Raw genomic sequence first — 15067 nt, forward strand, 5'->3', positions numbered from 1 at the left:
AATGTGTTTCTGGAACATTTGTAATATAATCATCTATTTTACTAATGTAATCAGCCAAAATTTACATAAAACGAATCTAAATTCACTTTTTTTAACCTTGATAGTGTCTGTTTGTAAATAGACTTTGTTAGTAACTGCTCATTGAGACTTACACTATATTAAGTTCACTAAATCAATTCTTTAAGATTAATTTCAAAAGCTAAACTTTAAGTAATTAGATACATTTGTATGCAAATGGGCTTCAAACACTATTGATACTGTATATTTAAATCCATAATACTCTATAAACCAGTAATTAATACAGGCAGTTGCTACCAATACTTTAAGTATTTCATTTCAATATTCCGGATATTCTTTGTGTATGATTAAAGCATAGAAAAACAACATATTAGGTGTATATGTGAGTAAACATGATGTTTTAATTATCTTGTATTCATGTAGTTTGATATATTTTCAGAAAATACAATTGTAAATTGCAATATATAAATCAAATCTATTGTTTGTTCGATTCTGTATTATTACATTTGTCACAGATAGAGTTTACAAATGAGTGGTCGTAGATAAATGACATTTCTGTATCGATAAGAGCAGGCTGCTAAATGTGAATTCCCTCAATTACCAAAATTCAACTGTAAACAGATGAAGGAACGGATCAATGAGTTTTTGCTAAGTGAACATTTGTCTCCGGCTGAATTTGCCGACCGGATTGGAGTGCAACGCTCCAGTGTTTCACATGTGCTGAACGGGCGAAATAACCCCAGCGCTTCGTTTATTCAGAAGATGATTGCTGCTTTTCCCGGACTGAGCACACGATGGCTGCTGCTTGGCGAAGGAAACATGACAGAGCAATCAGCCAGGTCGGGCAGTGACTTATTCACAGAGCCAAGGCAGCCGGAAGCTACGACAACCAACAATGAACCTGTTCAAAAGAAGGCGGAAGGTCCCGAAATTAAGCAGAAACCTACTCACGAACCGTCGGTGGTCCAATCGGAAGAACCCGTCTCTTATGCATCGAAAAAAGAGGTACAGGACATCTGGGATGACGGTCCGGGCGAAATCGAACGTATTGTGGTGTTTTATTCCGACAAAACTTTTAAAGCATACAAACCCTCAAAATAGTTTTTTCGGCTATCTTTGCCCTTCAAATAGTGGCTTAAGATGATGAATAAGACTGTTCAGAACCTCAGGGTTTTATCGAATATCCAGCTTAACCGGGACCATCATCTCCTGGAGTTGCAGGCTCCCGTCAAGTTGGAACAGATCGCCCCAGGCCAGTTTGTGAATGTCCGTGTTGAGAAATCACAAAGTACGTTCCTTCGCCGGCCGTTTTCTATCTACGGGGTTGATTACGAAAAGAATACTATCTCTTTGTTTATTAAAGATGTGGGCCCTGGTTCGCACGTGCTGACATCAACTCCTGAAGGTGAGGAGGTCGATGTGGTTTTTCCGCTGGGAAATGGCTTTTCTTATCCCGAAAAGAACGAACGTATCCTGCTGGTGGGCGGTGGTTTTGGTATCGCTCCTTTACTTTTCTTCGCCAGGGAACTGAAAAAACGCAACCTTGATGTAGATATCCATGCTCTGGTTGGTGCCCGTACTTCGGATGACCTGATGGAACTGGATTCGTTCGCTCAGTGTGGAGAGGTGTATTCGACGACTGAAGATGGTACACACGGTGTGAAAGGCCGGGTGACTGACCATCCTGCCCTGAAGGATAATTTACAAAAGTTCAACAGAGTTTACAGTTGTGGACCGGAGCCGATGATGGAAGCTGTCGCGGCAAAAGCTGCTGCAGAGAATGTGTTTTGTGAAGTATCGCTGGAGAACACGATGGCTTGTGGTTTTGGGGTTTGCTTGTGCTGTGTAACCGATACGACCAGCGGTCATCAGTGTGTTTGCACGGACGGACCAGTGTTTAATATAAAGGATTTGAAATGGTAGATTTAGGTGTCAAAATAGGCAATCTCGACCTGAAAAACCCGGTTATGACGGCTTCCGGGACGTTTGGATATGGACTGGAATTCGAGGATTTTTTCGACTTAAACCGACTGGGTGGCTTTGTTGTCAAGGGAACAACCTTGCATGCACGCCAGGGAAATCCTTATCCGCGTTCAGCTGAAACGCCTTCCGGTATGTTGAATGCGGTCGGTTTACAGAATCGTGGAGTAAAGTACTTTGCCGAAAACATCTACCCAAAACTTGAGAAATTCCAGACCAATGTGTTGGTGAATGTTTCGGGTTCTACCGTGGAAGAATACGTGGAATGTGCCGAAGTGATTAACGAACTGGAGCATATTCCCGGTATCGAACTGAATATTTCCTGCCCGAATGTAAAGGAAGGCGGAATGACTTTCGGAACCAGCTGTCCGTCGGCTGAGGCCGTAGTCCGTGAAGTACGGAAAGTTTACGATAAGCATCTGATGGTGAAGTTGTCGCCAAATGTAACTTCCATTGAGGAGATTGCCCGTGCTGTGGAAAATGTGGGTGCTGATAGTGTTTCACTCATTAATACATTGCTCGCTATGGCCATCGATGCTGAATCGCGCAAGCCATTGCTTTCGACGATTACCGGCGGATTATCAGGGCCGGCTGTGAAGCCTGTAGCGCTGCGGATGGTGTGGCAGGTGGCTCAGGCGGTGAAAATACCGATTGTCGGCATGGGAGGTATCATGAATGCAGCGGATGCAGTTGAGTTTATGCTGGCGGGTGCTTCTGCTATCCAGGTGGGTACTGCTGGCTTTGTCGACCCGCTTGCTCCGGTAAAGATTGTGGAAGGAATCGAGGATTATCTGAAGCGTCACAAAATTGAATCGGTTACTGACTTAGTGGGGAGTTTACAAGTGTAATTACATTTGTAAACATACGAATTAATGAATTTTAACGTTATATAACATGCAGCCTGTTTTTTGAACAGGCTTTTGTTTATAAAATTGCGCACGTTATTAAATTGTGCATGGATATTTTAGTGAATTTTCGAAATATTATTTCCAGAGCAGTGCCTATGAGGTATTTATTGGGATCTTTTTTGGCATTACTGTTTGTCATGTCCGACTTTACACCCGGCTTTTCTGACCTGGGTGTTCCCAAACACAGCTTTTCGGTTCCAGATATGAAACCGCTTAATGAGCGGTTGACCAACGATTTATCGACGTTTGAATATTCCGATTACATCGAGCGTACGGTCGATCGGTTTATGGAACGGAATGAACTGCGTGGTGTTTCCATCGCTGTGGTAAAGGACGAGAAGCTGGTATTTGCACATGGCTACGGTTATGCTGACAAAGAAAACAATGTCATTACCGAACCTCGTAACATTTTCAGAATCGCCAGTGTTTCGAAGTTGATTACGGCTGTGGCCATTTTTAAACTCATTGAGAGTGGCAAATTATCGCTCGACTCAAAGGTGTTTGGCAAGGACGGCGTTATCAACGACGAAAAGTATATGCCATATCGCGACCGTCGTATGAATGATATCACCGTAAGGGAATTATTGAATCACTCTGGCGGCTGGACTCAGAAATATGGCGACCCGATGTTCATGCCTGATGTTATTGCCCGTAAAGTGGGCGATCCGCTTCCGGCGACCATCGATACCTATTTAAAGTTTGTTACCAGCCACCGGTTGCATTTCAAGCCGGGGACAATGAGTTCCTATTCGAACCTGGGTTTTGTGTTGCTGGGTGAAGTGATTGCCCGTGCTTCCGGAATGTCGTACGAAGATTATGTACGGGCCAATGTATTGTTGCCTGCCGGGATTACCGATATGCACATTGGTCACAATACATATAAGAATAAATATCCGAATGAAGTTAAATATTACGAACAGCGGGGTTCGCTTCCGGTAACGGCCTGCGACGGTTCGGGACTGATTCTTCCGAAATCCAACGGTGGAAACGATATTACGTTGCTTAGTTCTGCGGGTGGATGGGTTGCCTCGCCGGTGGAATTGATGAAGTTGCTGGTGGTGATTGATGGTTTTCCCGGTGTACCGGATATTCTGTCGCCTGAAAGTATCCGGGAAATGACAACGCCAAATCCACGCGGATTCGAACCACTTGGTTGGCGCGGAACTACAGCTTCGGGGTATTGGTGGCGGACAGGCAGCATGCCTGGTACAGCTGCTATCATGAAACGTCGTCCGGACGGTCTTGAGTACGTGATTATTTCGAACACCAGTAGCTGGAAAGGACCGAACTTTACACGGGACCTGAGCCACCTGATGGACCGCATTTGCCGTCGGGTAAAAGAGTGGCCCGACCAGAATTTGTTCGAATATCACCGTCCCAAAGATATGTTGGCAATTAATTAATACACAATATAATCGAATTGAAAAGAGCACCACATTTTGGTGCTCTTTTTTTGAATTGATATCTCCACATTACATTTTTGTGTATTTTTTTTAAAGTAGAATGAACCCTTTTCAAACCTTTCAGGCTTTGGTGTGTTAAAGGAGGTGAAAAAAAAATTGATTTATAATCATTCACCATAAAACCGTTTAATTACAATGTCTGATTTTCAAGTGATGATGCCCAAAATGGGTGAAAGTGTCCAGGAGGCTACAATCACCAAAATGTTTGTCAAAAAGGGCGATACTGTTGAAGAGGACGATGTTCTTTTCGAAATTGCTACCGATAAGGTGGATTCGGAAATTCCCTCACCGGTTGCCGGTAAGGTAAAAGAAATTAAATATAACGAAGATGACCTGGTTGCGGTTGGGGAAGTTGTTATGTTGATTTCAATGGATGGGGAAGACGAAGGAGATGATACTTCTTCGGAAGAGACTACCGATAAAAAGGCAGAGGAACAACCTGCCGCCAAGGAAGAAAAATCGGAAACACCGAAAGATTCTGATGCTCAGCAAGGAAATGTAAATAAACAATCGGGCCGGTTCTATTCACCGCTGGTTCGCAGCATTGCCGATAAAGAAGGCGTTTCGTTTGACGAGCTCGAATCGATTGAAGGAAGTGGCCAGGGAGGTCGTGTTCAGAAGAAGGATATCCTGGCTTACCTCGAAAACCGTGGCTCCGGAAAAGCTGCTCAACCCGCAGCGGCCAGTGCACCTGCACAGGAAGCCAAAGCTGCTCCCCAGGCTCAGCAACACAAAGTATCGGTTTCCATCGGTGCTGAAGATACCATCGTGGAAATGGATCGCGTGCGTAAGATGATCGCCGATCATATGGTAACATCGAAGCATGTGGCACCTCACGTAACTTCAGTTGTCGAGGCCGATATGACCAATATGGTGCTGTGGCGTAATAAAGTGAAGGGCGAATACCAGGAGAAGTACGGTGAGAAAATTACGTTCATGCCGTTGATTACGGAAGCTGTTGCCAAAGCACTGGCTGAGTTCCCGTACGTAAACTCTTCGGTTGACGGTTATAATATTGTTCTGCGCAAGCATGTAAATATTGGTATGGCGGTAGCTACCGAGAATAATAACCTGGTAGTTCCGGTTATTAAGGATGCCGATACGAAGAATCTGCTTGGTTTGACCAAGGATGTAAACCGCCTGGCTGCGCTGGGACGCAAGAACAACCTGGGGCCCGACGATCTGCAGGGCGGAACATTTGCCATTACCAACTTCGGTTCGTTTGGTAATATTATCGGTACTCCGATTATCAACCAGCCGCAAACAGCTATTCTGGCTGTAGGTACCATCGAAAAGAAACCGGCTGTTATGGAAACACCTACCGGCGACGCTATCGTGGTTCGCCATAAAATGTTCCTGTCGTTGTCATACGACCACCGTGTGATTGACGGAATGCTGGGTGGTAAATTCCTGCGCCGTGTGGCTGATATTTTGGAAGAACATGATCCCAACCGCGAAATCTAATTGACAAACGGATAAAAGATTATTACAAAAGGAGATAAAATGAAAGAGAATCTTCACGAACTTGAAGTTCCCAAGAAATACCATATTAAGAAGACCGATAAGGAGGTTTTAGCCCAGTGGTTTTACCTGATGACCGTTGGTCGTGCTATCGATGAAAAAGCTCCCAATTACCTGAAACAGGCGATTGGATGGTCGTACCATGCACCATACGCCGGTCACGATGGAATCCAGCTGGCTATTGGTCAGGTTTTCGATAAGGAAACGGATCACCTCTTTCCTTACTACCGTGATATGCTGACTAACCTTTCGGCTGGGATGACTTCCGAGGAGTTGATCCTGAACGGAATTTCGAAAGCAACTGATGTTACTTCGGGTGGCCGGCACATGTCGAACCACTTTGGTAAACCCGAGTGGAACATTCACAACGTTTCATCGTGTACTGGTAACCATACGCTTCATGCTGTTGGTGTGGGACGTGCCATGCGTTATTACAAACACAAGGGCGTTTCCATCAGTTCACAGGGAGAATCCTCGGTGTCCGAAGGATACGTTTATGAAGCCATCAACGGTGCATCGAACGAGCAACTACCCGTGATATTCGTTTTACAGGATAATGGTTACGGAATATCGGTTCCGAAGCGCGATCAAACGGCCAACCGGAAAGTGGCTAACAACTTCACTGGATTTAAAAATCTGCGTATCATTCATTGTAATGGTAAGGACGTGTTCGATTCGATGAACGCCATGGCGGAAGCAAAAGCCTGGTCTATCGAGAACCAAAAACCGGTGATCGTTCAGGCCAACTGCGTGCGTATACATTCACACTCAAATTCCGACCGTCACGAACTGTATCGTAACGATTACGAGTTGAATTATGTGTCGGAATACGACCCGCTGGGCAAATTCCGCAGGATGTTGCTTCGTTACAACCGCTTCACGGAAAAGGAACTGGATGAATTGACCAATAAGGCTTTACAGGAAGTTAAGGATGTGCATAAAAAGGCGCTGAAAGCTCCGGATCCGGATCCAGCATCCATCTTCGATTTTGTACTTCCCGAGCCTTACGTGTCAGAAAAGTACCCTGACGGAACCCACAACGAAGACGGCGATAAAAAGAAACTAATAGAAGCTTTGAACGGTACCTTGAAAGAGGAATTCCGTCGCAACCCCGATACTTTCATTTGGGGACAGGATATGGCCAACAAGGATAAAGGCGGTATTTTCAACGTTTCGAAAGGAATGCAGCAGGAATTCGGTATCGAGCGCGTATTTAACGGCCCGATTGCCGAGGACTATATCACAGGAACAGCCAACGGAATGTCCCGCTTCAAAGAGGATATCCGTATTGTGGTAGAAGGAGCTGAATTTGCCGACTATTTCTGGCCGGCAATGGAGCAGTTTGTGGAAATGACGCACGAATACTGGCGAACCAACGGTAAATTTTCTCCGAATGTGACCATTCGTCTGGCTTCCGGAGGATACATCGGTGGTGGTTTATACCACTCGCAGACCATTGAAGGTGCTTTATCCACGTTCCCTGGTATTCGCATTGTATATCCATCGTTTGCTGACGATGCTGCCGGACTGCTTCGTACTTCCATTCGTTCCAAAGGACCGACGCTCTTCCTTGAACCGAAAGCACTTTACAACTCACCGATTGCCGCTACGCCAATCCCCGAAGAGTTTGAAGTGCCATTCGGCAAGGCTCGCGTGCGTAAAGAAGGTTCCGATTTGACTGTCATCACTTATGGTAATACAACCCATATGTGTCTTAATGCAGCTAACAAGCTGGAAGAAGAAGGTTACAGCGTAGAAGTAATTGACCTGCGTTCACTGATTCCGCTCGATAAGGAAACCATTCTCGAATCGGTTAAGAAGACCAACAAGGCAATTGTTGTTCACGAAGATAAAGTGTTTGCCGGCTTTGGTGGCGAAATCGCTGCGACCATTACGTCGGAAGCGTTCGAATACCTCGATGGTCCGGTGCAACGCGTTGGTTCAACCTTCACACCGGTTGGCTTTAACCGTATTCTGGAAAAAGCCATTCTTCCGAACGATGATAAGGTTTACGATGCGATGGCCAAATTGCTCAAGTACTAAAACTTTAGTTGAAGATTAATCAGTAAAAAATGAAAAAAATAGGATTATTCTATAGTTTCCATACACAGAAAACCGCTAAAGTGGCTGAGAAAATACAGAAAGCTTTTGACGAAAAAGGCATCGAGGCCATCAATGTGGAGGAAGTGGATGAGAAGACTTTCTTGAAATATGACAATCTGATTCTGGGCGTTCCAACCTGGTTCGACGGCGAATTACCCAATTACTGGGATGAATTTGTGCCAGCCATCGAAGATATGGACCTAAAAGGCAAAAAAGTTGCCATTTATGGTTTGGGTGACCAGGTTAATTACCCTGAGAATTTCTGCGATGGAATCGGCATTTTGGGCAAACTGATGGAACAGCAGGGCGCTGAGCTCGTTGGGTTTGTTTCGGCCGATGACTACAACTTCGAAAGCTCAAGAAGTGTTCGGGGTGACAAATTTGCAGGACTTGCGCTTGATCAGGAAAATCAGGCCCGTAAAACCAATAAACGTATCGAAGATTGGGTAGCTGATCTTAAGAAGTCATTTAACTGATTACCAGATACAATTTATTGACAAGATAAGCGATACCATGCTGAGGGAGATTCTCCCTGGCATGGTATTCGTATATTTAGGCTACATTTGTAGCATATATTCAACTTATGAAACTAAGGCAAAGAAACAGACTATTTCAAGTTATTGTTGTTACCGGAATAGTGATATTAGTTGCTTTACTAACCCGAACACCCGAATTCAAAACCCGAAATATACAGATGCTGGAGAAAAACATTACCAGCGTCGACAGCATTATTCCACCCGGCGATTCCACTATTGTTCCGGTTAAATACCAGGGAGTTCCCGACTTTACCGATCTCGATCCACAGGTTCGCAAAGAGAAATTTATTCAGTTTATGCTTCCGGCCGTTCTGATTGTCCGCCACCGGTTGCTGGAAGACCTTCGGCATGTTGAATACATTGAGGATCGGAAAGCAAAAGGTGATCCCATCGCTCCGGCAGACACCGTTTTCCTTCATCGCATGTTCTCGAAATACCGGACTGATTCCGTCAATGTGCTGAAACGGAGGATTTACCCGCATCCTGTAAGTCTGGTCATTGCACAGGCAGCGCTGGAATCGGGTTGGGGTACGTCCCGGTTCTTCCGAAAGGGAAATAACATTTTCGGCGTCTGGTCGTTCAACAGCGACGATTCGCGTATTGCATCGAAATACAAGCGCAACGGACGGACGGTCTACCTTAAGAGCTATGATTCTTACATCCAGTCCATCAGCAACTATTACCTAACCATTGCCCGGGTTCCGTATTACAAAAAGTTTCGGAAAGAGCGTTGGAAAGGCGCTTCGTCGCTTGATTTGCTGCCATATTTGAGTCGATATTCGGAAAAAAGTCAGTACGCCCAACTGGCTGGTTCCATTATCCGTGAAAACGGAATACAGAAATACGACAAGTACTCATTAAGAGAATATGAACACAAATCGGGGATTATGTTGCTTATTCAGGATAAGTTGAAGTTTTGGTAAGCATTTTTTGGCGTCCGGAGTTATGTTTATTTATTAGTTTTACGGCAAAATAATATCAGGATTTACCGCCTGTTTGGATTAAATCAAGATATAATGAAAGAAATAATGAAAAAGAAGAAAAGAATAGCACTGGTTGCTCATGACAACCGGAAGAAAGATATGATGGAATGGGTGAGCTACAACTGGAATGAACTGGCTCAGCATTCGCTGGTTGGAACTGGTACCACCGGTAGATTGGTGGAGGAAACCATCAACCAGAAATGCATTGAAAATGATGCAGTCCCACCAGAAGTAACCCGCTTAAAATCAGGACCATTAGGCGGAGATCAGCAACTAGGTTCAATGATTTGTGAAGGCTTGATTGATATGGTCATCTTTTTCTGGGACCCAATGCAACCACAGCCGCACGATGTGGATGTGAAAGCGTTGCTGCGTATTTCGGTATTGTACAACATTCCAACGGCTTCGAACCGTTCTACTGCAGATTTTCTGATTTCGTCGGAACTGTTTCACAAAGAATACAAGCCGCGTATTAAGGATTATTCAGGCTACATTACCCGTTCCATTGATATGGAGTAGGAGCCTCTGTGATATTTATTTAACCTTTACATAACAATTTTATTCATTTCTCTCTGACTGAAAGGCCGTAACTTTATATTGTTAACCTCTAATCCCTTGAGTTATGAGAAGAAAGAGAGAGAAATTGAGAAAAATGATTAAAGCCATGTATCTTCTGAAGGAAGTTATTGGCGAGAAGCAGGAAAATGACGTGTCGTTCAGTAAAACTCCCAAAAAGAAAATCATTGCCGATCTCAACGAGATTATTGATTTGAGCCTGGAAGATTATTATTCGACAAACTTATCCTGATGAAAAACATGCTATTACGTAACACCAATTGAAAACATCGCCATAGATTACTGAGACGATGTTTTTTTATTTTCCTGATTCAGCCGCTGTGTCGGGTACAAATTTAAGCGCTGCAGAATTAATGCAGTAACGCAGGCCAGTTGGTGGCGGGCCGTCATTGAAAACATGTCCTAAATGGGCTCCACAGTGCGCGCAGCGTACTTCCGTCCGAATCATACCGTGACTGGTATCTCTTACTTCCTTGATGTTTTTATTATTAGCGATATCGCTAAAGCTGGGCCAGCCACAACCTGACTGGAATTTGGAATCGGAATCGAACAGCAAAGCGCCGCAACAAACACAGTGATAGGTACCTTTTTGGTAGAAATCGTAGTAAACGCCGGTAAATGGCCTTTCAGTCGCTGATTTCCGTGTAACTTCATATTGCAACGGCGTCAATGTTTCTTTCCATTCTTGGTCAGTCTTCTTTACCATAGTTTGCTCGCTTTGTTTCGATTTATGACTTTGTGCCTGGGATGTAAACATTCCAAACAAAATAATGCCAATAATGAGAATAGTCCGCTTCATGCTACTACATACGTATTCAACACAATTTTGTTTATTCGCTGGCATTTTATCTCAATGAGATTTTCATATTTACTAAAAGCTGCACGTTGACACATAAAGAAAGCCGCCTGAATCGGTATTTTGTAGTGATAAGTTGTGTTGAGTGAATTGATTTCTGTTAATATTCACTCCTTACTCACTTTTCAATATACTTGTCTTATAATTAATATTATGTTATTTTTATAAACAGAAAAACAGGGAAGCGATTTGGCCTCCCTGCTCTTATGATATTATTTGCAGATTATTTCAAGCTGTCGAGCTTAGCTGAAACTTCTTTGAATTTATCCATCATCTTCAGACGGTAGTACAAATTCTTCAGGTGTTCCAAGATAAAGCGGTCCTTCGGATTCAGCGTACTGGCTTTTTCCATATAAGGAATTGCTTTTTTGAACTGAACATCAGCTTTCGCTTTTTCTGCTTCGTACTTGTCCTGTTCTGTCGGCGGAATCTTCGCAGCAACTTCCAGCTGTTTTACACCACGGTTGAAATAAACCACACCCATGTTGTAATAAGCGTCGGCAAATTTCGGATTTACTTCCGTTGCCTGCTGGTAAGCTTTCAGTGCTTCATCCGAACGGCCCAGTTTGTCGAGAGCGGCTCCTTTAGCAAAATAGAAAGTCGGGTTTTTCGGATCTTTCTCAATTGCTTTGTTAAGATACGAGATGGCATCTTCTGATTTGTTTTTTGACATGTAGTAGTTAATCAGAGAAACCAGAATATTCTGACTTTCAGGATAAGCTTCGAAACCTTCTTTCATTGCATTAACAGCAGCGGTGGTATCCCCCATTGCTTCGTATGCATTGATGATCTGGCCATAAGAAGCGCCGCCGTTATAGTCATACTTGATACACTGCTTAAAGTAATCAATTGCTTTCTTGTACTGCTTGGCATTGGTTGCCGCCAAACCAGTGTTGTAAATAATAACTGTATCAACCGGTGTATCTTTTTTGAACATATCGGTTTTCTCGACATCGAGAATGTTTTCGAAGTACTTGGTCGCTTCGTCATATTTCTCTGCCTGGAAGGCGTTAACCGCAGCCTTTGTCAAATCCTGAATCAGGAATGTGAGCTTAATTTTAATGGCGTTGGTATAACGGCCTTTATCATCCAATGACAAAGCTTTCATATATGACTTGTAAGCTTCTTCCAAAGGATTATCGCTCAGCTTTTTATAGTTTTCGTCTTTTGAGGCGAAAATTGCCTGATAGATTTCACCGCGAACTTCCCAGGTACGAGGCCAATCAAGTGTTTTGTCTGATTTTGGATTATCCGGACTAATTGTATACTCAATTGTCTCCAAAGCCTTGTCGAGCTTTCCGCTTTCCTTGTAATTTTCAGCGCTGGATACTTTACCTTTCTGCGCGAATACAGTAGTCCCCGCGAGAAGTAAAATGGCTACAAAAAATACTTTTTTCATGTTTGAATTGATTATCATTTTGCTAATTACAAATTTGCTTGATTTTTCAGAAAGTACAAACTTTCCAACCAATTATTCTGATACTTCATCATTTGATTCATTATCAGCCTCTAATATATCATCTGAAGCTTCAATATCAGTCTCGGATGCCTTCACCCGGGCAACAGATGCAATCTTATCGGTATCTTTCAGGTTGATCAGTTTAACTCCCTGAGCTGCACGACCTGTCATCCGAATATCCTCGACGGGAACACGAATGGTCACACCTGTTTGGGTAATGATCATCAGGTCATCATCGTTGCTTGCGCTTTTAATCGCTACCAACGATCCGGTTTTCGGGGTAACATTCAGCGTTTTAACTCCTTTACCTCCCCGGTTGGTAATCCGGTAGTCATCAATCTTAGAACGCTTTCCGAATCCATTTTCGGAAACAACAAGGATATCCTCGCTTTCATTCTCTACACAAACCATACCAACCAGCTCGTCGTTCTCTCCTCCCAGTGTAATTCCGCGGACTCCAGCGCCTGTACGACCAATGGCCCGAACCTTATCTTCGGGGAAACGGATGGCTTTTCCGGTACGAACCGCCATCATAATTTCGTGGTTACCGTTAGTCAGACGTGCTTCCAGCAACTGGTCATTTTCACGAATGGTAATGGCATTTACTCCGTTTTGACGCGGACGGGAATATGCTTCAAGCGAAGTCTTCTTGATAACTCCCTTCTTGGTACAAAGAATGATGTAGTTATTATTAATATACTCTTCGTCCTTCAGATTCTTGACATTGATGAAAGCCTTGACGTTGTCATCCGGTTCAATATTCAGGAGGTTCTGAATAGCACGGCCTTTGGAAGCCTTCGCTCCTTCCGGAATTTCATATACTTTCAACCAGAAACATTTACCCTTTTCGGTAAACAGAAGAATGGTATTGTGCATCGTTGCGATGAACATGTGCTCGAGGAAGTCTTCATCACGGGTTGTTGAACCGCGGGACCCAACGCCTCCTCGGGATTGCGTTCGGAACTCAGTCAGCGGCGTACGCTTCATGTATCCCATGTGCGAAATGGTAATTACCATCTCATCATCGGCATAGAAATCTTCCGGGTTGAATTCTTCCGCTGAATGGATGATTTCTGTTTTTCTTTCATCCCCGTAGCGACTTTGGATTTCGGCCAATTCATCCTTAATAATCTGCATCCGAAGTGGCTCGTTGGCCAGAATATCTTTCAAATGTTCGATTTGCTTCATCAGCTCATCGTATTCTTCGTGCAGCTTATCGCGTTCAAGTCCGGTCAGCTTCTGAAGACGCATATCAAGAATAGCGCGCGCCTGGATTTCATCCAATTCGAAGTTGGTCATCAAACCTTCTCTCGCTTCTTCCGGCGTTTTGGAACCGCGAATCAAACTGATGACAGCGTCCAGATTGTCGATTGCGATAATCAAACCGCGCAAGACGTGTGCTTTCTTTTCTGCCTGATCCAGCTCATATTGTGTGCGACGCACAACCACTTCGTGACGGTGCTCGACAAAATAGTGAATCAGGTCACGAAGGTTCAGCATGCGGGGCCGGCCTTTAACCAGTGCAATGTTATTAACGCTGAAAGTTGACTGGAGCTGTGTGTATTTGTATAGCTTGTTCAGCACCACACTGGCCATGTCATCGCGTTTGATATCTACCACGATGCGCATTCCTTTGCGGTCCGACTCATCATTTACGTTGGCAATTCCATCAATTCTCTTTTCATTAACCAGGTCAGCGATTTTGATAATCAGCTCAGCCTTGTTTACCAGATATGGAATCTCTGTAATAATCAGCTTTTCTCTTCCGTTCGGAGCTACCTCGATCTCTGATTTACCACGCATCACAATCCGGCCACGACCAGTCTCGTAGGCTTCCCGCACTCCAGAATAGCCATAAATGATTCCTCCTGTCGGGAAATCAGGTGCTTTGATCAAATCAATCAACTCATCCATCTCGATGTCCGGATTGTCGATATAAGCATTGATCGCCTCAATGGTATCGGTCAGGTTGTGTGGCGGCATATTCGTTGCCATACCGACAGCAATACCTGATGCACCGTTAACCAGAAGGTTCGGAAATTTGGCCGGGAGAACGGTGGGTTCTTTCAACGACTCGTCGAAGTTGGGTGCAAAATCAACCGTGTTTTTGTCCAGATCGGCCAAAGCTTCTTCAGCCAGTTTCTGAAGACGGGCCTCGGTGTAACGCATAGCAGCCGGGCTATCACCGTCAACTGAACCGAAGTTTCCCTGTCCGTCAACCAGCCTGTATCTCATGGACCACTGCTGTGCCATACGAACCATGGCAAAATATACCGAGGAATCACCATGAGGGTGATATTTACCCAGCACTTCACCAACAATCCTTGCTGATTTTTTATACGAGCGGTTGGAGTAGATTCCCAACTCTCCCATCCCAAACAAGATTCTTCGGTGAACAGGCTTCAGCCCGTCCCGAACATCCGGAAGAGCTCTTGAAACAATTACCGACATCGAGTAGTCGATGTAGGCAGATTTCATCTGCTCTTCGATATTTATCTTAATTATCTTTTCTCCGTCAGCCATTTATTTTAAATTAAAAATTTCTAACGTGTCTTTTAAGGTCACACAAAAATAGTAAAATATAGGTATCTCAGTGAATTATTTGCTCTTCAATTTACTGACAAATTCAAGTAGCTGCTTTACATATTATTTACGCTTTTTGAT

Annotated in this window: 13 protein-coding genes; 10 read left to right on the forward strand and 3 right to left on the reverse strand. The window is 44.0% G+C overall.

What is annotated here, in order from left to right; genetic code table 11:
- Nucleotides 1–639: 639 nt before the first annotated feature.
- The 10 genes from AC060N_RS09790 to AC060N_RS09835 all read left to right on the forward strand — a co-directional run bounded on the left by AC060N_RS09790 (nucleotide 640) and on the right by AC060N_RS09835 (nucleotide 10320).
- Nucleotides 640–1119 (forward strand): helix-turn-helix domain-containing protein, encoded by a 480-nt coding sequence (locus tag AC060N_RS09790; protein ID WP_479526932.1) that lies wholly within the window; start codon nucleotides 640–642, stop codon nucleotides 1117–1119.
- A 39-nt stretch (nucleotides 1120–1158) separates the two neighbouring features.
- Nucleotides 1159–1941, forward strand: coding sequence for a dihydroorotate dehydrogenase electron transfer subunit (locus tag AC060N_RS09795; protein ID WP_479526933.1), 783 nt, complete (start codon nucleotides 1159–1161; stop codon nucleotides 1939–1941).
- Nucleotides 1935–2846 carry a dihydroorotate dehydrogenase gene (locus AC060N_RS09800; RefSeq protein ID WP_479526934.1) on the forward strand — a complete coding sequence of 304 codons (912 nt, stop codon included), beginning with the start codon at nucleotides 1935–1937 and terminating at the stop codon, nucleotides 2844–2846. Before AC060N_RS09795 ends, AC060N_RS09800 begins: the two co-directional genes overlap by 7 nt.
- 197 nt (nucleotides 2847–3043) lie before the next feature.
- The gene (locus AC060N_RS09805) at nucleotides 3044–4309 is read left to right on the forward strand and encodes a serine hydrolase domain-containing protein (RefSeq protein WP_479526935.1); all 1266 of its coding nucleotides are present in this window, start codon (nucleotides 3044–3046) and stop codon (nucleotides 4307–4309) included.
- 195 nt (nucleotides 4310–4504) lie between these two features.
- Nucleotides 4505–5833: a dihydrolipoamide acetyltransferase family protein gene (locus AC060N_RS09810; RefSeq protein WP_479526936.1), complete on the forward strand. Its 1329-nt coding sequence runs from the start codon at nucleotides 4505–4507 to the stop codon at nucleotides 5831–5833.
- A 39-nt stretch (nucleotides 5834–5872) separates the two neighbouring features.
- Nucleotides 5873–7933, forward strand: a complete 2061-nt coding sequence (locus tag AC060N_RS09815) for an alpha-ketoacid dehydrogenase subunit alpha/beta (protein ID WP_479526937.1) — start codon at nucleotides 5873–5875, stop codon at nucleotides 7931–7933.
- Nucleotides 7934–7962: 29 nt separating this feature from the next.
- Entirely contained in the window at nucleotides 7963–8469 is a 507-nt protein-coding gene (locus AC060N_RS09820; protein ID WP_463232588.1) for a flavodoxin, read from the forward strand.
- Between the two features lie 218 nt (nucleotides 8470–8687).
- On the forward strand, nucleotides 8688–9452 hold the full coding sequence (locus tag AC060N_RS09825) for a glucosaminidase domain-containing protein (RefSeq protein WP_479526938.1): 765 nt from the start codon (nucleotides 8688–8690) through the stop codon (nucleotides 9450–9452).
- 93 nt (nucleotides 9453–9545) lie between these two features.
- Nucleotides 9546–10031, forward strand: coding sequence for a methylglyoxal synthase (locus AC060N_RS09830; protein WP_479526939.1), 486 nt, complete (start codon nucleotides 9546–9548; stop codon nucleotides 10029–10031).
- A gap of 103 nt (nucleotides 10032–10134) precedes the next feature.
- Nucleotides 10135–10320, forward strand: coding sequence for a hypothetical protein (locus AC060N_RS09835; protein ID WP_146142027.1), 186 nt, complete (start codon nucleotides 10135–10137; stop codon nucleotides 10318–10320).
- Nucleotides 10321–10386: 66 nt separating this feature from the next.
- Here AC060N_RS09835 and msrB read toward each other — a convergent pair whose 3' ends face one another.
- The 3 genes from msrB to gyrA all read right to left on the reverse strand — a co-directional run bounded on the left by msrB (nucleotide 10387) and on the right by gyrA (nucleotide 14926).
- Complete coding sequence (msrB, locus tag AC060N_RS09840) at nucleotides 10387–10794, reverse strand: peptide-methionine (R)-S-oxide reductase MsrB (protein WP_479526940.1); 408 nt, start codon at nucleotides 10792–10794, stop codon at nucleotides 10387–10389.
- Between the two features lie 373 nt (nucleotides 10795–11167).
- Nucleotides 11168–12343 carry a tetratricopeptide repeat protein gene (locus tag AC060N_RS09845; RefSeq protein ID WP_170108954.1) on the reverse strand — a complete coding sequence of 392 codons (1176 nt, stop codon included), beginning with the start codon at nucleotides 12341–12343 and terminating at the stop codon, nucleotides 11168–11170.
- Nucleotides 12344–12415: 72 nt separating this feature from the next.
- Nucleotides 12416–14926: a DNA gyrase subunit A gene (gene gyrA, locus AC060N_RS09850; protein WP_479526941.1), complete on the reverse strand. Its 2511-nt coding sequence runs from the start codon at nucleotides 14924–14926 to the stop codon at nucleotides 12416–12418.
- Nucleotides 14927–15067: the final 141 nt, after the last annotated feature.

It is taken from the genome of Prolixibacter sp. DSM 2831 (assembly GCF_056493735.1).